General features: G+C 36.5%; 18 protein-coding genes. 9 read left to right on the top strand and 9 right to left on the bottom strand.

Going from position 1 to position 23,980, the window contains the following annotated elements; all coding sequences use genetic code 11:
• Positions 1-41: 41 nt before the first annotated feature.
• The gene (locus tag IPI99_11240; protein MBK7341093.1) at positions 42-758 is read right to left on the bottom strand and encodes an RluA family pseudouridine synthase; all 717 of its coding nucleotides are present in this window, start codon (positions 756-758) and stop codon (positions 42-44) included.
• Positions 758-2,770, bottom strand: coding sequence for a bifunctional riboflavin kinase/FAD synthetase (locus IPI99_11235; GenBank protein ID MBK7341092.1), 2,013 nt, complete (start codon positions 2,768-2,770; stop codon positions 758-760). Before IPI99_11235 ends, IPI99_11240 begins: the two co-directional genes overlap by 1 nt.
• A 76-nt stretch (positions 2,771-2,846) precedes the next feature.
• Here IPI99_11235 and IPI99_11230 point away from each other — a divergent pair, with 76 nt between their 5' ends.
• Both IPI99_11230 and pyrF read left to right on the top strand, forming a co-directional pair.
• The gene (locus IPI99_11230) at positions 2,847-3,935 is read left to right on the top strand and encodes an Mrp/NBP35 family ATP-binding protein (protein ID MBK7341091.1); all 1,089 of its coding nucleotides are present in this window, start codon (positions 2,847-2,849) and stop codon (positions 3,933-3,935) included.
• A 15-nt stretch (positions 3,936-3,950) separates the two neighbouring features.
• Positions 3,951-4,769 carry an orotidine-5'-phosphate decarboxylase gene (gene pyrF / locus IPI99_11225; protein MBK7341090.1) on the top strand — a complete coding sequence of 273 codons (819 nt, stop codon included), beginning with the start codon at positions 3,951-3,953 and terminating at the stop codon, positions 4,767-4,769.
• Here the strand turns inward: pyrF and IPI99_11220 are convergent.
• Positions 4,759-6,168 (bottom strand): GIY-YIG nuclease family protein, encoded by a 1,410-nt coding sequence (locus IPI99_11220; GenBank protein ID MBK7341089.1) that lies wholly within the window; start codon positions 6,166-6,168, stop codon positions 4,759-4,761. The genes pyrF and IPI99_11220 overlap by 11 nt on opposite strands.
• Positions 6,169-6,187: 19 nt before the next feature.
• Between IPI99_11220 and IPI99_11215 the strand changes: the two genes are divergently transcribed.
• Both IPI99_11215 and IPI99_11210 read left to right on the top strand, forming a co-directional pair.
• Positions 6,188-7,423: a DUF1343 domain-containing protein gene (locus tag IPI99_11215; GenBank protein MBK7341088.1), complete on the top strand. Its 1,236-nt coding sequence runs from the start codon at positions 6,188-6,190 to the stop codon at positions 7,421-7,423.
• Between the two features lie 443 nt (positions 7,424-7,866).
• A complete protein-coding gene (locus IPI99_11210) occupies positions 7,867-13,020 on the top strand; it encodes a T9SS type A sorting domain-containing protein (GenBank protein MBK7341087.1) in 5,154 nt (1,717 codons plus the stop codon).
• Between the two features lie 138 nt (positions 13,021-13,158).
• Here IPI99_11210 and IPI99_11205 read toward each other — a convergent pair whose 3' ends face one another.
• Together IPI99_11205 and ychF are read right to left on the bottom strand one after the other, a co-directional pair.
• Positions 13,159-13,671 carry a hypothetical protein gene (locus IPI99_11205; GenBank protein MBK7341086.1) on the bottom strand — a complete coding sequence of 171 codons (513 nt, stop codon included), beginning with the start codon at positions 13,669-13,671 and terminating at the stop codon, positions 13,159-13,161.
• Complete coding sequence (gene ychF / locus IPI99_11200; GenBank protein MBK7341085.1) at positions 13,672-14,760, bottom strand: redox-regulated ATPase YchF; 1,089 nt, start codon at positions 14,758-14,760, stop codon at positions 13,672-13,674.
• A 195-nt stretch (positions 14,761-14,955) separates the two neighbouring features.
• On the opposite strand from ychF, the gene IPI99_11195 reads away from it, so the two are divergent.
• The gene (locus IPI99_11195; GenBank protein ID MBK7341084.1) at positions 14,956-15,468 is read left to right on the top strand and encodes a DUF479 domain-containing protein; all 513 of its coding nucleotides are present in this window, start codon (positions 14,956-14,958) and stop codon (positions 15,466-15,468) included.
• On the opposite strand, the gene IPI99_11190 is transcribed toward IPI99_11195, so the two are convergent.
• Both IPI99_11190 and ubiE read right to left on the bottom strand, forming a co-directional pair.
• Positions 15,446-16,102, bottom strand: a complete 657-nt coding sequence (locus IPI99_11190; protein MBK7341083.1) for an outer membrane beta-barrel protein — start codon at positions 16,100-16,102, stop codon at positions 15,446-15,448. The genes IPI99_11195 and IPI99_11190 overlap by 23 nt on opposite strands.
• 32 nt (positions 16,103-16,134) lie before the next feature.
• Positions 16,135-16,866: a bifunctional demethylmenaquinone methyltransferase/2-methoxy-6-polyprenyl-1,4-benzoquinol methylase UbiE gene (gene ubiE / locus IPI99_11185; protein MBK7341082.1), complete on the bottom strand. Its 732-nt coding sequence runs from the start codon at positions 16,864-16,866 to the stop codon at positions 16,135-16,137.
• Between the two features lie 179 nt (positions 16,867-17,045).
• Here ubiE and gyrA point away from each other — a divergent pair, with 179 nt between their 5' ends.
• The 3 genes from gyrA (at position 17,046) to IPI99_11170 (ending at position 21,489) form a co-directional block, all read left to right on the top strand.
• A complete protein-coding gene (gene gyrA / locus IPI99_11180) occupies positions 17,046-19,550 on the top strand; it encodes a DNA gyrase subunit A (protein MBK7341081.1) in 2,505 nt (834 codons plus the stop codon).
• A gap of 84 nt (positions 19,551-19,634) precedes the next feature.
• Positions 19,635-20,948, top strand: coding sequence for a tetratricopeptide repeat protein (locus IPI99_11175; GenBank protein MBK7341080.1), 1,314 nt, complete (start codon positions 19,635-19,637; stop codon positions 20,946-20,948).
• Positions 20,949-21,003: 55 nt separating this feature from the next.
• Positions 21,004-21,489, top strand: coding sequence for a nucleoside triphosphate pyrophosphohydrolase family protein (locus tag IPI99_11170; GenBank protein MBK7341079.1), 486 nt, complete (start codon positions 21,004-21,006; stop codon positions 21,487-21,489).
• Between the two features lie 75 nt (positions 21,490-21,564).
• On the opposite strand, the gene IPI99_11165 is transcribed toward IPI99_11170, so the two are convergent.
• Positions 21,565-22,143, bottom strand: coding sequence for a hypothetical protein (locus IPI99_11165; protein ID MBK7341078.1), 579 nt, complete (start codon positions 22,141-22,143; stop codon positions 21,565-21,567).
• A 26-nt stretch (positions 22,144-22,169) separates the two neighbouring features.
• The gene (locus tag IPI99_11160; GenBank protein MBK7341077.1) at positions 22,170-22,796 is read right to left on the bottom strand and encodes a hypothetical protein; all 627 of its coding nucleotides are present in this window, start codon (positions 22,794-22,796) and stop codon (positions 22,170-22,172) included.
• Positions 22,797-22,975: 179 nt separating this feature from the next.
• Between IPI99_11160 and IPI99_11155 the strand changes: the two genes are divergently transcribed.
• A complete protein-coding gene (locus tag IPI99_11155) occupies positions 22,976-23,758 on the top strand; it encodes a hypothetical protein (protein MBK7341076.1) in 783 nt (260 codons plus the stop codon).
• The last annotated feature ends 222 nt before the right edge of the window (positions 23,759-23,980 follow it).

Raw genomic sequence — 23,980 nt, 5'->3', positions numbered from 1 at the left:
TTCAAAACTCAATTCCAGGTAGTAAAAGGATTTTTAACCTTTCATGCTTTTTGCCATTTATTCAATTGGTTAATCGCAGCCTTCATATCTCGGGGGAGGTCAGCCATAAATTTGTAGTCTTTGGCTAAATAATGAAAGGAGAGCAAATCGGAATGAAGTGCGACTCGCGAGATCAAAAACGAGGAAGATTCTTCCTTAGTCTTCAATCTGTTTTTTTTGATATCGTCTATTTTCAGGCCTGAGGTACCTCCATAGGCCAGGTCACCTACGATAGGACATCCAATAGAAGCAAGATGGACACGAATCTGATGTGTCCTTCCAGTAAGGGGTTTGACTCTAAGCAAACAGAATTCTCTCCATTGAGCTTCAACTTTATATAAGGTTTGGGATGGCTTACCCTTTGGATGAACGCGCATTAGGCCGGGTTTTTGTAGATGGTGTGCGAGCGCTAAATCAATTTGCCCTTCCTCGATTTCGGGTTTGCCGTGGCATATTGCCAGGTAATTTTTTTCGACCATCCTCTCTTCAAACAGCAAGCTAATCGCACGATGTGCGGCTGGGTTTTGAGCAAAACAAAGAACACCTGAAGTTTCCTTATCCAATCTATGAACAGGTAACAAATTACGACCTCGAACGGAAAACTCATTTAAGGCACAAGGCTTTAAAGGATCAAATCTATCTTGAATGGACAATAGACCGGAAGGCTTATTGACAGCAAGGACTTGTTCGTCTTCAAATAGGATATAATCTTCTTTCACTACCTGACAAAGTTTGTGGGATTGATTTTCCTAACGGTTTTGTTTCCAAATAGAAAATATTGTGCAATGATCGAACTTCTAAGTAATCCTACATTATTCCAATATCCTAATTTATTTCTTTGAATAAGGGCGTAAGTTTTTTCTTTTTTATGGATTAAAAATGGAGTACTGATGATAGAAAAAATATATGCTTCAATTATATACCACCCATGCAAGACTTTACCAGTAAGGATATATTTAAGAGCTATTACAATATCAAGTACCGTCCTGATAGGTAGAATGTAGATTAACTTATACCAAGGGATATTTTTAAATATTGTAGTGATATTATTACGAAAATTGAGATATAGTTTATAAGGTTTTTCATAATCCAAGGTACCTCCACCTAGGTGAAATACCCGTGAGGCAGTATTGACCATGACTTTACCGCCAGCTCTCTTCATCCGCCAACACAAATCAATCTCTTCCTGGTGTGCAAAATACTCGCTATCAAATCCTCCTAGCTGATGAAAGGCTTTGGCATTGACCAATAAAGCTGCACCAGAACCCCAAAATACTTCCGAGATACCATCATATTGCTGCTCGTCCTTCTCAATTGTTTGCATTATCCTCCCTTTGCAGAAAGGATATCCTAATGCATCAATTAATCCACCTGCTGCACCAGCATATTCAAACATTACAGGTTCAAGTAATGACAATATTTTAGGTTGTACAGCAAGTATAAATGGGTCTGATTGGATAGTTTTAACCAAAGGTGTCAGCCAGTCATCATTTACTAATACATCTGAATTCAATAAAGCAAAATAATCTGCTTTTATTTGGGCTAAGCCTTTATTGTATCCTTCTGCAAAACCATAATTTTTCTTGAGGTTGATAATTTTCACCATAGGAAATTGTGACCTTACAAAGCCTACAGAATCATCAGATGAAGCATTGTCGATCACATAAATATCTGCCAAGTGAGAACTGTGCTCTACCAATGGTGATAAATATTTCTTAAGATATTCAATGCCGTTGAAATTGAGTACTGCAACGGCTATTTTAGGCTTGGAAAGAGTTGCCGCATCCAATATACTATATTTGAAAATTGATTTCCTGATAAAATACTCATCAGCTTGAATTTGTGACCTCAATTCTTCAAGACTATCAAATTTAATATCTGCTCTGATGAAATCTATTATCTCAATGGTAATATTTCTTCCATATATTTCATCATTAAAATCAAAAAAATGAATCTCAATGTTTTGGCCTAATCCATCAGCAATACTAGGTCTATTGCCAATATATAACATCCCGGAATAACTGCGATCATTGACTTTGCCTTTTGCTGCATAAACTCCTGAAGAAGGAAGCAATTTGAGCTTATCTGAAACTTCAACATTTGCCGTTGGGTAGCCTAAACTTGTACCAATATGATCACCTGAAATTACTTTTCCTGAAAATCGATAATTTCTTAACAAAAATTGACGAACCTTATCCCATTCGTTTTTCTTAATACTATTTCTTATTGCAGAAGAACTAATTAAATTTCCTTGAAAAGATCTTGCATGAACCTGGATTAATTGAAAAGCACCAACTTGTTCGTATTCTCTCAATAAATGTGCATCGCCCGATCCATAGATCCCATATCTGTGGTCATGGCCGATTACAACTATGGCCGGATTGAAATTTTTCAACAAAAAACTTTCGATATAGTCCCCAGGCTGTAGTTGAGAAAATTCATGTGTAAATGGTACAATGACAAAATAATCAACTCCGAGTTCTTCAAGCAAACTGATTTTCTCCTCCTGTGTAGTCAGCAAACCAATATTTCCCTCCGAAGGGTCCAAAAAAATACGGGGATGAGGTTCAAAACTGATAGCTATGCAAGGGCTGGCAAGGTTCTTTGCTTCTTGAACAGCTCTTTTAATGAGTTCCTGATGTCCTGCGTGGACTCCATCAAAAGATCCAATGGTGACCACTGTCTTTTGAAAATCAGGCAACTGCTCTTTAGAAAACCGAATTAATCTCATGGAAAGCGCAAAAATATTAAATCCAAGACGTTAAACCAAACGCAATGACACAGGGTTTAGTTTTAAATGAAAACTTATGCAGCCAGAGACAGATCAGCTTTTGGATATTTTCAGGTCTATCAAAGAGCCTGAGACAGGTAAAGATATATTGAGTCTCCAAATGGTCAGGGATCTAAAAATTGATCAAAAAAGCATTAATTTCAGTATTCATTTACCTTCTGCAAAATACCCTCACAAAGATGTATTGTACAGGAGCTTACATGAAACCCTGAAGAAAGAATTTCCGGATTATGAGCCCAACGCCCATTTTGTAGCCTATCAACCTCACTCAGAAGCTCCGAATACTGTAGTTCCTCAAATAAGGAATTTTATAGCAGTTGCGTCAGGGAAGGGCGGAGTAGGTAAATCAACCATATCAGCTAATTTGGCAATCAGTCTTGCCAAATTGGGATTTAAAGCCGGAATATTGGATACGGATTTATACGGACCTTCGATGCCTACAATTTTTGGCATAAAGAATAAAAGGCCTCAGGTGGTCCAAAAAGATGGTAAAAACCTATTAGTACCGATAGATGTCAACGGAATACCTGTAATATCACTCGGCAATATAATCGAACCGGAACAAGCGGTGGTCCTACGTGGACCTCGTTTGGGTGCCATTATCAAGCAGTTTTTTCTAGACACAGTTTGGCCGGAGCTAGATTACCTCATCATCGATTTGCCTCCTGGGACAGGAGATATTCAGCTCACGCTTGTACAGACTATTCCAATAACAGGTGTCGTACTTGTCACCACTCCACAGGAAGTAGCCGTAGCAGATGCTATCAAAGCGGCAAATATGTTCATGCTGGACCAGATTTCTGTTCCAATACTTGGTGTAATTGAAAATATGTCTTATTTTAGTCCTCCTGACATGCAAGACAAAAAATATTATATCTTCGGAAAGGGTGGCGGCCAAAGACTTTCCGATTTTACAAAATCTGTCATTTTAGGTAAAATTCCGATTCATGAGTCGATCAGACAAAGAGCAGATCATGAATTATCTATATTTGATCAGGATGAATCCTCTGTGGAGTTTGCACAAATTGCAGATAAGCTGGTAGAAAGAGTAAAACATAGAAATCAGACCAATACACCAACAAAAATTGTACAACTCACTCAGTAATAAATATTTGAAGCAATGAGGAGAATTTTTGATGCTAACTCCATCTATGAACAGATTCGTCTGAAGAAGACTTTTCTATGTGTTGGACTAGATCCGGATTTGAATAAAATGGATCCTAGATATCTTCAACGCAAGTTTCCATTGTTTGATTTTTGCAGAGATATCATTCATTGGACCTCAGATCAAGCGGTTGCCTATAAAATTAATGTCGCTTTTTTTGAAAATCATGGACCACATGGTTGGATTCAGCTGGAAATGTTGGTCAAAGAAATTCCTTCAGATTGTTTTTTTATCATAGACGCTAAAAGAGCCGATATCGGTAATACATCGCAGAAATATGCAGAGTACTATTTTCAAAAATTGGATGCGGACGCAATCACATTACACCCGTACATGGGAGTGGATAGTCTGCAGTCATTTATCGATTACGAAGGTAAATGGTCTATCGTATTAGGTTTGACATCAAATCCCGGAGCAGCCGATTTTGAACTAATGCCTTTAGGCACTGGTCAAAAATTGTATGAATTAATCATTCAGAAATTTTCTACCACGGTTAACTATAATCAGCTAATGTTTGTCATTGGTGCAACTCGAGCTGATCAGATCAGTCATGCGCGGAATTTATGTCCCGAACATTTTTTTCTAGTTCCAGGTGTAGGTGAGCAAGGTGGTGATTTAGAAAGAACGATAATTTCCGGGATGAACCAGCTGGGAGGATTACTCATCAACGTATCAAGGAGTATAAGTTATCCCAATTCTGAAGTTGTATTGGAGAATTACGTGCGACAACAGGTAGCTGGACTGGCTGCACGAATGAAACCCTTTATTTCATAGGCAGCTCAGAAATCTTCAAACAAATTGATTGTTTGTTTTTCTCCAGATAAGATTTAATCATACGGTTTGATTCGTAAGTCCCTCGATATGGTAATGAATTTTTTTCCAATTCGGCAATGCTAGGAATAGCATTGTGATTTGTGAGAAATCCAAGAGCTTTGCAAAAGCCACTCTCGATCAGAACAAATGACTTTTCATCTGCATGTCTTCCTGTATCCAATATTACCAAATCTTCCCCAAAAATATTCCATTCACAAACGATCATTTCATTAAAACGCAAATTATAGGATTCTATTGATTCTTTGCCCGCACATACGCCATGACATTTTTGGACAACATAAAGTTCGCAGGGTGATTGGAATAGTTGTTTGGATTTTGCAAGTCCTGAACACAATTCATATTTTTCTTCTAAGAATCTGATAAATGATTTAGCACGTATCACAGTAGTAAACATGCCGAAAACTGGAATTTCATTTTTTACCCATTCCTTCTGTTTAACCTCTAAAAATTTCAATCCGTCAGATCGTTCAGAAACGATTACAAAGTATTTTTCATTCTTGCTTTTCAATGCTCGATTTATTGGAGGAGTAAATTGTTTTATTTGCTCAGCTTCCATCAATATGGCTACAAGCTCACTTCCTGTAACTATAGTTTCAATAGAATGCACATTTCGGATCATTTTAGATGTTTTGGTAGTCACATCATTGAAATGTTGGATAATCCTTTCTCTGATATTCAAGCTTTTTCCGATATACAAAATGCTATCAGTTAGGTCTTTCATTTTATAGATTCCACACATTTCCGGTAACATACGAATATCTTTATAAGTCAAGGAAGCCGGAAGTTTATTTTCTCGAAGTACGTTTTTTAGTGCTTGGTTATAATTTTCACTTCCGAAATTTTGTCTATTGATATGTATAAATACTTCCACTGTAGCACAAACGTCATCATAAGCTCTATGCCGGGCGTTTACACGGATTTGAAAATGTCTTATTAAGTTCTCCAAGCTATAAGATCTAAGTCCTGGAAAAAATTTACGGGCAAGTCGTACAGTGCATAACCTTTTCATGTTAAAAGAATAACCAAGCAAGGAATATTCATTTCTGATAAAGGAATAATCAAACTGAACATTGTGGGCAACAAATATGCAATCTTGCATACATAGGATAATATCGCGAGCGATTTCAAAAAACTGAGGTGCAACCGCTACCATTTGATTATTGATTCCTGTAATTCTTGTAATTTCTGGTGGAATCGAACGATTTGGATTCACCAGCGATTGAAACTCTCTGATTTTGATTCCATTCTCCAAGACTACTATGGCAATTTCAGTAATACGATCAGAACCGAAGTGTCCTCCGGTTGTTTCTATATCAACGATTGCATACTTTTGAGCCATAAAATGCAGTTAAATTAACATGTATTATCTGACTTTGTTTGTCATTTGCATTTGTGGACTTTTTTGCAGGTCCGCTCAAGTTCATGTACAAGATCAACGGAACATCCAAGATCATCAAAAATCTAAATCATACAAAGGATTAGACAGCATATTGTGTGGAGCTGAAAACCTGGAGTCCTATAATTCTGCATTAAAAGGTAAGCGAGTAGCAGTTTTCTGCAATCATACCAGTTTATGTTATGGTAAACACCTGGTGGACACTCTCTTAAACTCAGGTGTTCATATTGTCAAGTTGTTTGCGCCAGAGCATGGGATCAGAGGAGTTCAAAGCGCAGGAGAGCATATAGATGACCAAAAAGATAGCCGTACCGGATTGCCTATCATTTCTCTATATGGTTCAAAAAAGATAAAGCCAAATGCTCAGGATTTATCCAATGTAGATATATTCCTCTTTGATATTCAAGACGTTGGCGTAAGATTTTACACTTACATTTCCAGTCTGCATTATATCATGGAAGCCTGTGCAGAAAACTCAATTCCTCTATATGTTTTGGATAGACCAAATCCCAATATTCACTACGTAGATGGCCCGGTGCTAGACACCAACCTCAGGTCGTTTGTCGGAGTAGATCCTATACCAATCATTTATGGTCTTAGCATTGGTGAACTTGCTAGAATGATTAAAGGGGAAAATTGGATCGCAAACTCATCAAAATTAGACCTATACGTAGTACCTTGTTTACAATATACTAGACAGGACCACTATAAATTGAATTCTAAACCATCTCCCAATTTAAAAAATATGGATGGTATATTGCTTTACCCATCTTTATGTCTATTTGAGGGTACTGATATTAGCCTTGGCAGAGGTACTGATCGCCCTTTTGAAATTTATGGACATCCTTCGTTTAAATCCAGAGGGGAAGTTGAATTTGTGCCTTATGATGTGGAGGGAGCAATGGATCCTCCACATGAAGGGATGAAATGTTATGGATTTCTAGTGAAGAAAGCTTCTTTAAGTCAATATTATAATAAATCAAAATTAGATTTATCTTATTTGATGCACGCATATGAATTATATCCGGACAAGGATCATTTCTTCAAAGAAGATTTTTTCAATAAGCTTGCTGGTAATACTATACTAATCCAGCAAATTAGATCAGGGATAACAGAAAATGAAATTCGCAGATCTTGGGAACCGGCATTAAGAAACTTTATGATTAAAAGGAATAATTACTTGATTTATCCACAATAGATAATAGCTATGCTAAGTTAAATTCTTAGTTTATATGTAGATAAAACTAATATAAATAAGAACAAATTTTGATATACAGTTAAGTATAATTGACCTATTGGCTGCACCTTTGCAGAGAATATGAACGTGAATCTACAAGTAAATTGAAATGAAATGACAAATGCTCTATGATAGAATGAAATTTGTCAGGTAGGTGTAAAATTCTTTAATTGTAATTATTATGTATTGTAGATATTCATAAATTAATAAAAGTATTTATGGATGAAAAAAATATGTTTACAATTTGAGCTTAAAATTGGACCTGTGATTTAGCTTTGCCCTTGAGAAATTCTTCGATAGTGAAGGATTCGAAATATTTATAACTTTAACTCGAAGCGTTTTTTAATAACCCCCCACTCAAAACGGTATAAATAGTTATATCTCTCTTGCTAAATACCGTTCGTATGAAAAAACGCAGCAGTTTTGTGCGCAATCATGTATTGCGTACATTTATGATCATTTTTTGTTTAATTATATCAGTTAAATCTGAAGCCGGGATTGTTTTTGATGGCAGTCCAGGTACCAACGCTCCTCCTGGATCTCTTGGCGGGTTTCCAATGATACCATTTAGTCCGGATACAAGACCCTTAGACGGCCTGGTAAACTTTGTACCCGTTGGTGGCGCTTGTCCTGCCGAGATTCGATTTGACGTTGATTTTCATCACGTACGCATAGGTCAGGGTTGGTTGACATGGTCGCATGGATATACCGGGGATGTTTATTATACATCCACAGCTGTTAGGGCAATTACATTGCCTGCGGGCACCAGAGCATTCTATTTGTATGTAGAGCCCAAGCGATTTGATGTTTTTAATATTCAAGCTATAGCAAATGATGGAACGAGTTCCGGTATCATTCCGGTCAGTGGTACTTCAGGTGCTAAATATTTTGGATTTTATACAACAAACCCAAGTTGCTTACTCACGACTATTAGAGTATATTCTCCAGTATCAGCGAATGGAATGGCTTTTGGAGAGTTTGGTATATATGTGGATCTCCCCAATGGTGAATTGGCATGTGATGACCTAGTGCAAGTAAGTCTTGATGAAAACTGTGTTGCTAGCGTTCTACCAGATATGATTCTGGAAGACGATTATTCGCAAGGATGTTCTCCTGGAGATTTTATAGTGGAAGTTCGTGACTGGAAAACCAATCAACTGATTGATATCGATCCTATGACAGCTTGGCCTCAGCTTGGAGTTGATCAAGTCGGAAAAAATTTTATGGTAACTATTTTAGATCCGGCAACAGGAAATAGTTGTTGGGGATCCATTAGTGTTGAAGATAAGTTTGCTCCTGTATTAAGCTGTCCATCTGACATCACATTAAATTTTGGCTGCTTAGCTCAGACTTTACCCATATTCACTGGTACTCCTTTAGTAAGAGAAAATTGTTCCACTTTTACTTTAGTTTATAAGGATAGATCTACCTTGGGATCATGCAATTTGGGCTACAGCGAAATCATAGAAAGAGAATGGATAGCAAGTGACCAATTTGGAAATAAATCATCATGTACACAGAGAATATTTGTAGGTCTTGGTAATGTTGGAGATATTGCAATTCCTCTAAATTTTGATGGATTGGAACTTAATCCCCAACCACTCAATTGTGATGAAGGATTGCACAATAATTTTAATTTTAGCAGTCATTTATTAGATTACCCTTTGTGTGTTGACGGTTATTTATTAGATTCTGCTGTTTGGGTTGGAACTGGTGGAATTCCGGGAAATGATTTGAGTGGTCAACGACAACCCCGTGTATTAGGTTGGAATATTATTGGCTTTGGCTCGTTTGCTGGTCATCCGAGTCCGGACGATGTATATTATCCGGTTCATCCAGATGCAGAATGTTGGAGTACTGCAAATACCTGGGTTATGTGGCGAGGAACAGGTAAGCCAAATATTGGATCTTGCAGAAATATCAATATCAGCTTTTCGGATACAGAGATACCGTTAAGTACCACAAATTGTACTGCTGAAGAACCACCTTGTTATAAAATAATTAGAGAATGGATAATGGTAGATTGGTGCAGCTCTACCATTCGAAGAGAGAATCAACTGATCAAAGTGATGGACACAAAAGGTCCGTCAATATTGTATCCTTCAAGCATAACTGTATCGACTGACATATGGGAATGTAAGGGTAAAATAAAACTACCAGAACCTTGGCTGGCAGACAATTGCTCAAAAGAATTGCATTATACTGTTGAATTAGAATCAGGCGATATCATTGGTAGCGATAGTGCTGGATATATACTTTTCAATCTACCATTTGGATTCCAGACAGCATATATTGTAGCTGAAGATTGTTGTGGAAATATATCAAGGAAGGAATTTTTACTTGACGTTGTTGATGATGTACCACCGGTGGCAGTATGCGAAAAAAGGACAACAGTGAGTCTCACCAATGCAATCGTTCCAGGCACAAATTATGTCAAAATCAATGTATCTTCTTTTGATGATGGATCTTTTGACAACTGTTCTCCACACGTATATTTCAAAGCTATCCGTATGGATGAATTGCTTGGAACAAATAACGGTAGCTCGGATGACAATTTACTCAATTGCGATGGTGTGAATGGCGATGATGATCTCACTGAAAAGGGCAATCAAATTTATTTTGATGATTATGTCAAGTTCTGTTGTGATGACGTTGGCAAAACAATTATGGTTGTCTTCAGGGTTTTTGATGTAAGTACTCTGTCAGGTCCGGTGAAACCTTCAGATATGGAACAAGGTGGATACTTATTTGGACATTTTAGCGATTGCATGATTGAAGTAGAAGTTCAGAACAAGGCGGTTCCTACTATTGTGCCTCCAGCAGATGTGGTGGTGAGTTGTGAGTTTTGGTTTGATTTGAAAGAATTGGAAAATCCAAATAATACAACTTTTGGTAAGATTGTAACAGATTTATCGAAAAGAACAAAGCTGAGCACAAAGGATATCGTATGTTCGAACTTTTGTGTCGAAAATCCATATACTGGTTATCCAGGATATATCTCCGGAATACCTCCACATTTAAATCCTGCATCAAATATAGCTTGCGAAGCGTATAATAATTTGTATGATGTCAACCATCCAGATAATAAATATGATATTGTTTGGGGGTATGATGGCTATTCAATAGCAGCCTGTGAAATCATGCCTAGCATAGAAGTTGAGGATAGAAGACAATGTGGAGAAGGCAAAGTACTGAGACATTTTCTGGTACGGGGTCCAAATAATATTTTAATCAAATCTACTCAGACCATATGGGTAGTAAATTGTGATCCGTTTTTTGTAAATGGAAATGATTATTGTGATACAGAAGATGATTTGATATGGGATTGCGACCTCAACGAAGTGATACTCCAAGGATGTGGCGCAAATCTAAGTCCTGATAATCCTGTTCTTGGTAGGCCTTCAGTAGATCCAAGATCACACAGTGCTTGTGCTTTGATTTCTATTGATTATTCAGATGAAAAATTTGACATAGCTGAAAATGCATGTTTCAAAATCCTACGTACTTGGAAAATAGTGGATTGGTGTCAGTATGATCCATTGGTAGACACAGAAAAGGGTAGGTGGGAAATTGTGCAAGTCATTAAAGTACGAGATACCATATCTCCTGATGGCCATGTTGTTTTGGGAGATTGCGAACCAGCGTTCAAACAGAATGGGAGATCAACTTGTTCGGGACATCTTACCATAAATGTTGATGCTTCAGATACATGCACTGTGACTGGAGATATTTTTTATGAATACAAACTTGATTTGTATAACGATGGTATTTTTGAATACGGAGTTGGTACTTTATCAAGAAATCAATACAACAGAGGTTATCATGCAAATCACTCCAACAACCCTTATGCTGATGATGCTGATAAAGCTTTTGATGCGAGCGGAACGTACCCAATAGGCAAACACCGAATCCAATTCTTTTTGGAAGATGGTTGTGGAAATATCCGTAAAATCGATACTGTATTTCAAGTTAAAGATTGCAAAGCTCCAACACCATATTGTCTGAATGGCATCATTACTGTTCCGATGCCGACAACAGGCTGTGTTGATATTTGGGCAAAAGATCTGGACAGAGGTAGTTATGACAACTGTACTCCAAATGAAAATCTTAGATTTTATTTCAATGGTGATACGTTAAAACCATTTATCCGTTTGTGTTGTGAGGATTTTATAAAGGCAAAAGCAGCAAACAATATTTATGTTGATGTTGAAGTCTATGTTATGGATTTGGAAGGAAATAGCGATTTTTGCAAAACTGTAATTAATGTCCAAGACAATAATGATATATGTCCAGATCCAACTTCCAATAACGTAGTTATAACCGGATTTACCAAAACACAAAGCGATGCAAGCATCCATCCGGTTCAATTGGAATTGTATGAAAACAGTAATTTGTTGCAAAGTATAATTAACAAAAAACAGGGAGACTATGCTTTTACAGCACTAAATTATTCAGACAATTACTATGTCAAGGCTAATAAAAATGATGACCCTTTAAATGGGGTAACTACAGCTGATATTGTCAAGATACAGAAACACATTCTTGGTAAGGAATCACTGAATTCTCCATACTTACTTATTGCCGCGGATGTCAATAACACAAAGACAATTACAGCAAGTGACTTGAGTGAAATTAGGAAATTGATATTGGGAGCAATTCCACAATTTCAGAAGTCTCCATCTTGGAAATTTATGCCTGAGAAAACTGACTTTCCTGATCCCACTAACCCATATGATTTTGTTTCTGAACAAAAAGTCAATTTAATTAATTTTCAAGGAGATGCCAAATTCAGAGGAATAAAAATGGGCGACTTGAACTATTCTGCACTGCCAAATGGATTCACAAATGCATACTCCAGAAGTATAGTTGGACTGAAAATGGGGATAGAAAATGTGAGTTTAGCAAGCGGCTCTGCCCATCAAATTCCTGTTTATGCCGTAGGTAATGCCACTCTTAATTCTGTTCAATTTACTTTAGAATGGGACAATCAAGTTATTGATGTAAAGAGTTTCATTGGTGAAAAATTTGAACTTCAAGAGCAAAATATCAATCTTGAATTTCATAGCTCTGGTTTGGCTACAATGAGTTGGAATTCAGTCGAACCATTAAAGCTCAAGAGTGGAGATATCTTGTTTTATATAGATATGCAATCAAAAATTTCAGGAGATCTCATCTCAGCCGGATTAAATGCTAGTGACAAGATAACATTGAGAGAGACAAGTGACGAAAACAACGAAATTGGATCTGTTCAAATAAATTATTTGTTTGACAATCAGGATGGAAAAAATATAGATTTCAGCTTGAAGCAGAACATACCAAACCCATTTGATCAGTCTACCCAAATAGAATTTATTATCTCAATTGAGACAACTGCATTATTAGAGGTTTATAACTCCACAGGTCAGATAGTATTCAGAAAACCAATCGAAGCTGTCAAAGGAAGTAATATAGTAAATCTTGATAAAGACCTTTTTGCAAGTGTCGGGCTGTATTATTATAGACTTCAGGTAGGGGAGAAGAGTAAATCAAGAAGTATGATTTATAGTCCTGCAAAGTAAACTTAGTCGGAGATTTTTTTTCCTCCTATTTTCAACTTGCAGAAAGTTTGCCTGATTATTGAAACGAATGAAAAAACGAACGCAATGGAAAGCTTGTTTTACAGGCTTTCCTTTTTTTTTTTAACTTAAAATTGAAGTTTATTCAAATTTAAACTTTTTCCAATTCCATTTTTTTTTGTTCGCTTTGATCAGAATATATCTGAGGCTCAATCCGGTTTGCAAGCTGAGATAATCACTGCTCGCATGCAGTGGAATTTCAGGAACAACATCATACGAAATTAATAATCGACCTAGTTTCAGTTCAAGACCGCCTATTCCTGACGCACCAATTGTTTTGGCGAAATCTACTTCTGATTTTCCAAGCCTAAAATTTAGACCGGCACCCAAATATAAGTTGAATCTTCGTGTAATGAGAGGTAGATGGTGTCTGATCAGCAAATTGGACTTAACAAAGTCTTCTACTGGATCAGGTTGAAGTAACATTTCTGCGGTCCAGCGCTTTGTCAAGATTTGAACAATAGAAACTCCCCAGTTATCACTGATCCGAATCCCGGCAGCAGACTTAAAATACTGCGAATATGCTTTAAAGTTAAAGCAAGAAAATAAAGCTAAAAATAAAAGAATAAAAAGCCTATTTATTGAAATTGTCATCTACACATTGAAAAGGAAATGCATGATATCGCCATCCTTGACTACATACTCTTTACCTTCAGTTGATAATTTTCCGGCAGAACGACAAGCTGATTCTGATTTATAATGTATAAAATCATGGTACTGTATTACCTCTGCACGAATAAAACCCTTCTCAAAATCAGTATGAATCACTCCTGCTGCTTGTGGAGCCTTATGACCTTTCTCAATAGTCCAGGCTCTCACTTCTTTTTCACCAACCGTAAAATAAGTAATCAAGTTCAATAACTCATAAGCTGCTCTTGTTATTTTATGCGTACCTGGTTCTTTTAGTCCCATCTCAACAAAAAAATCACTTCTCTCTGCCTCGGGTAATTCAGAAATCTCCGCTTCAATCCCCGCACAGATTAAAATAATTTTTGCATTTTCATTCTTAACAGCATTCTCAAAATTTCTTGTATGATCATTGCCAGTATTCACTGATTGTTCATCAACATTACAAACATATACGATTGGTTTGCCGGTGAGCAGCTGTGCTGATTGAATAAATTTGTTCGATTCATCGTCTACTATAAATGTTCTGGCCGGAACACCAGTTTCCATTTTTACCTTCAGAGAATCCAAGAAGTCGATTTCACGAAGGATTTCTTTATCACCTCCTTTTGCTTGTTTTCTCAACTTGTCGAGCTTTTTATCCAGAGATTCCAAATCCTTGAGTAGCAGCTCCATATCTACAATTTCCTTGTCGCGAATGGGATCCACAGAGCCATCCACATGAATCACATTGTCATTATCAAAAGCTCTTACAACGTGGATGATTGCATCCACTTCTCGAATATTAGCCAAAAATTGATTTCCCAGGCCTTCCCCTTTAGATGCTCCTTTGATTAGACCGGCTATATCGACGATATCAACAGTTGTAGGGACTACTCTCTGTGGCAGCGCAATAGCTGCTAACTCTTGCAAGCGATAATCAGGCACTAGAATTACTCCAACATTTGGATCTTTGGTCGCAAATGGGTAATTGGCAGCTAAAGCACCAGCTGATGTTAACGCATTAAACAAAGTTGATTTACCGACATTTGGCAAGCCCACGATTCCACATTGCAAACCCATATTTTAAATTTTGGGCAAAGGTAAACTTCAAATTATTCTTTTTTGTTAGAGAATTGCAAATATTAAACAAGACGCATAATTTATTTTGGCTTCATCAAGAAAATAATATTGAATTACCTGGGTCACATTTCTCTAACATTTCCGGCTACAAGCATAACTCTAGGAAATCTAACAGCAGATCTACTCTCGTTGAAACAGATAGATGCACTGGATCAGGATATTAAAGCCGGAGTAGTTTTTCACAGAAAATTGGATGCATTTTGTGATGCGCATGAATCTTACAAAACTATGCTACCCATTTTCAAACCGGCTGTGGGTAGATATGCACCTGTCGCTTTAGATATTATTCTGGATTATTTTCTGGCAAAAAACTGGTCACATTTTTACACTATACCTTATGAGATATTTAGTGATCTAGTTTATAAAATGCTAAAACAAAATGCCAGCAAACTTCCAGATTCAATTCAATTGTTCATTTTAAAAATTGTTGAAGACAGGTGGCTCAGGAGATATTCAAATTTGGATGAGATGAAATTCGTATTGGATCGAATGAACCGGAAAGCAAAGTTCGATGTGGATTTCACAAAAACAATACCGGAAATTATACTTCATTCTGAATTTCTGAATGAAGAGTTCATTAAATTATTTGAGGCAATTGTAAAGGAAAAAGAAAACTGGCTTAACCCTCAAAATGGAAACTGAAAGTAATTATTTTTGAAAATAATTTTTCGATAATCGTTGATTCAACAAGGTTTTTGTCATAAATCAAGAGATTTCCAAGCCCGTGAGAAAACTTGAATTCAGGAGAGAAAATAAAGAACGGCATATAGAATTGCATTCCTATTCCAACCTCTACTTGAAAGTCATGGGGAGAAATCCTTATTATTTCAAACTTGTTTTTATCAGATCGACTATTTGAAGAAAAATCATATGAATATTTTACTCCGGCCAACACATAAAACCGCTTGTCTTTATATGGGGCGCTAGTGAAACGAATTAACATAGGTAATTCCCCAAATACTGATTCAATCAGGTCTGTTTTTTGCTCTCCTGATGCGATAAAGGTATAATTTATTTTACGGTATGAAAGCGAAACTGATGGCAATAATCTGAAGTCAAAATAATCTCCAATTTTAAAATTATTGACCATGCTTAATGTTAATCCAGGATTACTGATGCCTTCATTAATTTTGTAAACCGGGTTTTGGATAAATCGTTTTGAGTGTTCAATTTTGAAGCCGCTTTGATTGTAAGCAACCGTCAACCCAAAATAGTGGTTTTTTTTCTTAAATCCCAAATAATTGTAACTTTTGTAGCTCGACTGCGCAGACAGCATGGAAGTGATACAGATGGTCAGTAAAAAAACAATTATTTGGTTCCTGTATATAAACAACATATTCCAAAGGTCAATGATTGAAATCGGCAATTTTTAAAGCCCGCTTGAGCCATAGTGTCTACGAAACGGTCAAAATCAGGAAACTGTTGCACAGATTGAAATAAATATTGGTAAGCTGCAGGATCCTTTGACAATATTCTTCCAATTAGAGGGAGGATATTTTGAAAATAAAATCCAAAAAGAGGTTTGATAGGCCATGTGCGGGGTTTAGAAAATTCAAGCACTACACATTTCGCTCCTGGCTTTAATACGCGGTACATTTCCATTAGGCCTTTATCCAGATTTTCAAAATTTCTCACTCCAAAAGCAACCATCGTGCGATCGAAAGTATTCGCCTCAAAAGGTAAATTCAATGAATCCGCCTTTAAAAACTTGAGGTTTGAATCAAGTCCGGATTTTGTAGATCTTACCCTGCCAACGTCCAACATTTTGTCGGCGATGTCAATGCCTGTGATCTGCGCCTTCGGGTAAGATTTCAATGTTTGAAAACTTAGAACTCCAGTACCTGTTGCTACGTCTAAGATATTTAAATTATCCGTTACAGGAGCTAATTCTCGGATTGCCCTTTTCCTCCAATAATGATCAATACCTACGCTGAGCAAGGAGTTTAGGAAATCATAAGTAGGCGCAATGCGATCGAACATACGTTCCACCTGTTCAGATTTTGAATCTGTAGAATCCTTATATGGTCTTACAGTTTGCATACCTTTTATGGCTCAAAGATAATATTTCGGATGTGGAAATGGTTTTTCGTTGCTATTATTAAGAAATCATTATAAAACACAGAAAATCAATCAAATATTTATAGATTTTCATGGCTATATTTTACCAGATTCGGGTACTTTTTTGTATTTTTGTGAGCTTTTTAGAAAAGGATGATTTTATGCAAGATCGCATTATACCTGTTCAGATTGAAGACCAGTTAAAGACGTCATATATTGACTATTCCATGTCCGTCATTGTGGCAAGAGCATTGCCCGATGTGAGAGATGGATTAAAGCCTGTACACCGAAGAGTTCTTTATGGAATGAGCGAGCTTGGGCTTGCTTATAACAGACCATACAAGAAGTCTGCTAGAATCGTAGGGGAGGTACTTGGAAAGTATCATCCTCATGGGGATTCATCAGTTTATGATGCTATGGTTAGAATGGCTCAAGATTGGTCCATGCGCTATAAACTCGTAGATGGTCAGGGTAACTTTGGATCAATGGATGGAGATTCGCCTGCAGCCATGCGATATACCGAAGTAAGACTTTCACGACTTTCAGATGAACTTATGGATGATATCGACAAAGATACTGTCGATTTTAGATTCAATTTTGACGATTCGTTAGAGGAGCCCACTGTATTGCCTGCCAAATTGCCCAATTTGCTGATCAATGGATCTACAGGAATTGCTGTAGGTATGGCTACAAATATGTTGCCTCATAATCTTAGCGAAGTATGCGGTGCTGTGATAGCAAGCTTGGCTAATGAAGACATAACAGTAGACGAATTGATGGAATTTATTCCCGCCCCTGACTTTCCAACTGGAGGAATTATTTATGGCACATCAGGAATAAAAGAAGCCTATCATACAGGTAGAGGAAAATGTATCGTCAGGGCGAGGGCTGAAATCGTTACTGAATCCAATCGCGAATCGATTATCGTTTCTGAGATTCCATTTCAGGTCAATAAAGCAATTCTCATAGAGAAAATTGCCGAGTTAGTCAATGAAGACAAAATTACAGGAATCTCTGACGTCAGAGACGAATCTGACCGGACAGGCGTAAGAATAGTGATCGAACTCAAGAAAGATGCAATTGGCTCTGTTGTACTCAGCAACTTATTCAAATATACCTCGTTGCAAACATCGTACGGGATCAACAATATTGCGTTGGTCAAGGGTCGTCCTAAAACATTGGGACTTAAAGATCTGATTACTGAATTTATACAGTTTAGGTTAGAAGTCATCGTACGTCGGACTAACTATTTGCTCAAGCAAGCCCAAGATAAAGCACATATCCTTGAAGGCCTCCTGAAGGCTCTTGACTTTCTGGATGAGATCATAGCACTTATTCGTGCATCACGCACAGTTGAAGATGCAAAAGAAGGCCTTGTTTCTAAATTTGAGTTTTCGGAAATTCAAGCAAAAGCAATCTTAGACATGCGATTGCAAAAACTAACAGGCCTGGAAAGAGAAAAACTGAAAGAAGAGTATGATGAATTAATAGCTGAAATCAAACGATTGGAAGAAATTCTTGGTGATAGAAACATTCAAAAAGATATCATCAAAACAGAACTTCAAACCATTATTGACAAATTTGGCGATGCGAGAAAGACTGAAATTACACATGTCGATGGAGATATTAATATTGAGGATATTATTGCGAATGACGAGGTTGTTGTGACTATCTCACACCAAGGATATATCAAACGAACAAAAACTAGTGAATACCGTATCCAAAGTAGAGGAGGTAGAGGTTCGGCAGGAAGTAAAACAAAAGATGAAGACTTTATCGAACATATGTTCATTGCTTCCAATCACAATTATTTGCTTTTATTTACAGAACTAGGCAAATGTTATTGGTTGCGTGTCTTTGAAATACCTGAAGCGGCAAAAACTTCATTAGGTCGTGCCATTCAAAATCTTGTTAACCTTCCAAAAGAGGATAGAGTCAGAGCATATATCAATATCAAAAACCTAGAAGATAAGGAGTTTCTGGATAATCATTATGTCGTATTTTGTACAAAAAGAGGAATTATTAAAAAATCATCCTTGGAAGATTTTAGCCGCCCGAGAGCAAATGGTATCATTGCCATCTCAATTAATGAAGGAGATCAGCTCATGGAGGTCAAACTTACTAATGGAAATAATGAAATTCTGATTGCCAATAAATTTGGCCGGGCGATTCGCTTTCCAGAATCAACAGTCAGACCTATGGGTAGGAGTGCAGCAGGCGTCAAGGGAATTCAACTGAATTCTAGTATTGATGATTGCGTTATTGGGCTTGTATGTGTCGATCCTGAAGACAAGGACATTTCAATTCTTGTAGTCTCTGAAAAAGGAAATGGTAAAAAATCGCTTCTTGATGACTATCGCGTCACGAATAGAGGAGGCAAGGGTGTTAAAACAATAAACATCACTGACAAAACCGGACAATTGGTTGCCATCAAATCAGTGCATGATACTGATGATCTAATGATCACCACAACCAATGGGGTAATGATCAGAATGGCATTAGACACACTTCGCATAATGGGACGGGCAACACAAGGCGTTCGATTGATAAGACTGGATGAAGGTGACAATATAGGCGATGTGGCTGTCGTTAAAAGGGATGAAGACGATCCAAAGGCAGATCAATTTGAAATTATTGAAGGTGAAATCGAAGATTCTGAAGAATAATTAAAATTATTTTAACCAAAATTCAAATTCCTTTTTGAATTTTTTCCCCAGAACAAAAGTTTTAAACTATCATAATCATACAGAATGAAAAATACTTTTTTAGTCAGTTTAATCATGTTTCTTGGCTTATCAATAGCCTTCGCTCAAGAACCAGAAAAAGATGTCAAGAAAGCAGACAAGCTCTATGGTTTATACCAGTTAGATCAAGTCAATAGTGCTGGAAAACTCAGCGAAGCTCAAAAAATCATCGATGCAGTATATATGGACCCTGCAGTGACCACACAACATAAAACATGGATGGTGCGTGGCAATGTCTACAATGCATTAAGTGCTATCGAAAACGCTTCTATGCAAACACTACAAAACAAGTATAAATTAAAAGATCCTCTAGCTGCTTGGAAGGCATATCAATCATTCATCAAAGCAAAAGAAACGGCAGTAAAAGGTTTCGAAACTAAAGATGCCTTGAAAGCATTACAAGAGACTTCAGCGTATTTACAAAGTTTTGGATACAATAATTTTTCCAACGGTAAAAACGAGAACGGCTACGAAAATGCATTCAACTGTTTTGAAGCGGTTTTAAAAATAGACAAAATGTTACAAGACAATGGTATGAAATCGGTGTTTAACCAAGCAGATGATTACCAGAATCAATTGTATATCACGGCACTTGCAGGCATGAATATCAGCAACCGAGCTGCTTCAGTCCCATATTTGGAAGAGTTGAAAAAAAGAAATTTCAATGATAAAAATGGTTCAGGAGCAACCATTTATCAGGGATTATTCGAATATTATCAATCCACAAAGGAAGACACAAAAGCAGAAGAAGTTTTAGCTGAGGGAAGAACAAAGTTTCCTAACGACAACAATCTACTATTTTCTGAAATCAATCTTTTCCTTCAGAAAGGAAAACTTACTGAATTGATTGATAAGCTGAAAAAAGCTAAAGAGATCGAACCAAACAATGTATCGATTTATAATACATTAGGAAACGTTTATGACAATCTTTGTCAGAAAGCTTGGGAGGCAAATGATGCAGCTAAAGCGAATGAGTATATGGCTGAAGCAATAAATCATTATAACGATGCATTGACCAAAGAACCGAATAATTTTATTGCTGTATATAGTTTAGGTGCACTCCATTACAACAAAGCTGCACAAGTTGGGAAAGAAGTAAATAAGCTATCTTCAGATTATACTGCTGAAGGTACTAAAAAGTATAAAGAGAAAGTTGCAGAAATGGGTGCTATTTTTGATCAAGCTTTACCTTATCTTGAGAAAGCTGAAAAAATAGATCCGTCAGACAAGAATACAATAATTGCATTGAAAGAAATTTATGCTAGAAAAGGCAATTTTGAAAAGTCCAATCTTTACAAAGCTCGCTTAGAAAAAATGTAAACTAAATTCAAAATACTAAAGCCACATTTTTTTTTGTGGCTTTTTTTTATTAATTATGAATGAAATAATTTTTGCTGAAGCACAAGCACTTAATAGTGTTGCGGATTTTCATCATTTATTTGATTTACCTGTGCAAACTACTCCTCAAATTCCGGATGTAAAAAGATGTGAGCTGAGGGTCTCATTGCTCCAGGAAGAACTGAATGAATTGAAAGAAGCGATTCAAGCGAATGATATTGTTGCAGCGGCAGATGCATTTTGCGATTTGCAGTATGTACTTTCGGGTGCCATTCTGGAATTTGGTTTGGGAGAAAAATTTGCTGAAATGTTTACTGAAGTTCAAAGATCAAACATGAGCAAGGCATGTCCAGATCAAAAAGATGCAGAGGCAAGTCTCAGCTGGTACAAGATCGAAAAAAATACAGATGGTTATTTAAAACCAAAAGAAGGGAAATTTATATTATATCGAACAGAAGATAACAAGGTGTTGAAATCAATCAGTTACTCTCCTGCAAATCTCCAAAGTATCCTCACAAAATAATAAAAGTAAGCTCAAAAATAAAATGTCAAGCAATCATTGAGCTTACTTTAGTGAATTAAAATTTAACTCAAAATATTATGAATTAGAATCCGTTTTGGATTCCTCGTTGTTTTGAGATTTTGCAGATTCCTCGTCAGCAACATCTGAGAATTTATCTTTCACATTATCCATAAGTTGAGTGGATTTTTCTTTTATGGAGTCAGTAACCTGATTCATCTTTTCTTCAGCAGAAGAAACAAATTCTTTACCCTCGTTTACAATATTTGCACCCATTTGAGAAGCCGAATCTACTGCTTTATCCACATATCCTGAGGCTTTTTTGTAAATATCGGATTGCTGAACCTTATCCACTGTCTCACTTGTAGTTTCTTTAACCTCTTCGACTGCTTCCTTGGTCCATTCTTTAGCTTTGTTGTAACCTTCCATGGTTTTGTCTTTCAATTCATTTCCGGTTTCTTTCACTTCCTCAACTGCTTCCTTTGTCCAGTCTTTGGCTTTGTTATAACCTTCAATTGTTTTTTCTTTCAGCTCAGCGCTTGTTTCTTTTATTTCTTCAGCAGCCTTGTCAGCCATTTCTTCGGCTTTGTCAACTACAGTAGAAGCAGTTTCCTTTGCTTTTCCAAATAAACCGCTAAAAAAATTCTTAATACCCATTATTGTTAATTTTGATTTTGAACAGATTATTCTTTAGGTAATTCCAATCGATCTTGAGCCTGAGTCTTTGTATTGTCGATTTTTTCAGGAGTAGCTTCATGATTTTTAATAAACTTCTCAGCCTTGTCAAAAAAATCACTGTGCTTTTCGCTTAACTTGTCTCCAAAATTTATTGGTTTATCTGCAAATCCATCTTTATCTATATCTTTCTCAGCTTCTTTGGCATCCATTTCTTTGCCTTTTTCGATGGTTTTATCAATGAAATCATCTACTTTTTCAACTACCTCATTAGCTTTTGCTTTGGCCTGATTTCTAAAATCTTGAGTGCTTTCGTCTAACTGGTCTAATTTATCCTTTGCCAAACCAAATAAATATTCTCCTTGTTCTTTGACTTCTTTGCCGGTTTCAGTCACAAAGTTTTTCACTTTTTCAACCGCTTCTTTACCGTTGAACCCTGACTCCGATACTTTCTCTGATTCCAGTGAGAATTCTTTTGTATAGAAACTATCAGCTTTTGAATCGAAAGTACGCACAGGGGTAGGGGACTGCTCCTCTTTCACCTGTGTACGCTTTACCGGATTGCTGCCTAAATCAGGGACATAATCAGTGTTTTTACTACTAAATAAATTTTTAATCGAATTCCAGATTCCCATCCCTGTATAGATTTACGCAAAAATACGCACTAATTCATTAGTAATCAACGCAAATCATATTTAATTTAATTTATGTCTAAAGATGAGTTACATATTTTAGAAATTTATAATATATTTGTCGAATAATTCAGCATTATATGTCAATAAAACCGACTCTTTTATTTCCAAATGAATTGCCAATGCCGATTGTAACTACCATCCAACGGAATAAAAAATGTACTTATGACATGCCGGACAAAGGCTCTATGGATCATAAAAGAATTGAAAATATTGATTCTCAAACACTTATGAATTTAAAACAAAAGTGGAGATCTCCAAATTATCACGTTGAGCCATTGGAAATAATTTACTCCGAAAAACAAATGTCAACATCGCAGTTGACTGACATACTTCAACTATGTCTATATTATCGACATCCTGTAATCCTGGAAGTAAAATCGATGATATCTACCTCAATTATAGATTGTATTTCTGCTTTACAACTAAAAAAGCTCATTGCAGTTAGAATTCAAATTTGCTCTCTTAAAGAGACAACTCGTAAGATGATTTCAAAAGAAATGCTCCCTGTTCAGGCTGTCCTTAAGATGATTTATTCTCTTTCCACAAAGGGAATTCCTGTCATTGCCGAAATAGGTCCAATAATACACCAGATTAATGATTTTGAATTAGAGCCGCTTGTAAAACATGTTGCCGATCTTGGCGTTAAAAAAATCACATATTATGTTAATCAAAATTTTGACAGTTTTGAATCACCAAATCAGAATGAAATTATCTACCTCCACCATTGTGCCAAGTCGTCAAGTGTTATCTTTCCTTTACAAATTAGTACGCAGCAATGGGAAATACAAATTTCCGAAATTTTTAAAGAGGCATTGACCAAGTACCATCATCTGACTTTGCTTAAATTAAATTTAAACGATTTTCCAGGCTTGACGAAAAAATCATTTCTGTTTGAACACTAATATTATATAAACCAGCGGTCCTGCTGTCTGGTAAGCAGAATTTGATCAGTAAATGTAAAAACTGCTATAATGGCCTATTCATATCTGAATTTACAGGCACTTTAAATTACAGGCCTTGCTATTGTCCTATAATTTATATTATGTTAACCAGTATTTTTATTTTGCAGATGATAAAAAAGCCAATATCTCTTGTGCAGCCTAAAAAAAAAAGGAGTCCGCAAT

The organism is Saprospiraceae bacterium (assembly GCA_016710235.1).
Lineage (GTDB): Bacteria > Bacteroidota > Bacteroidia > Chitinophagales > Saprospiraceae > Vicinibacter.
Note: the sequence above shows the minus strand (reverse complement) of the source record. Positions and strands in the feature narration are given on the sequence as shown.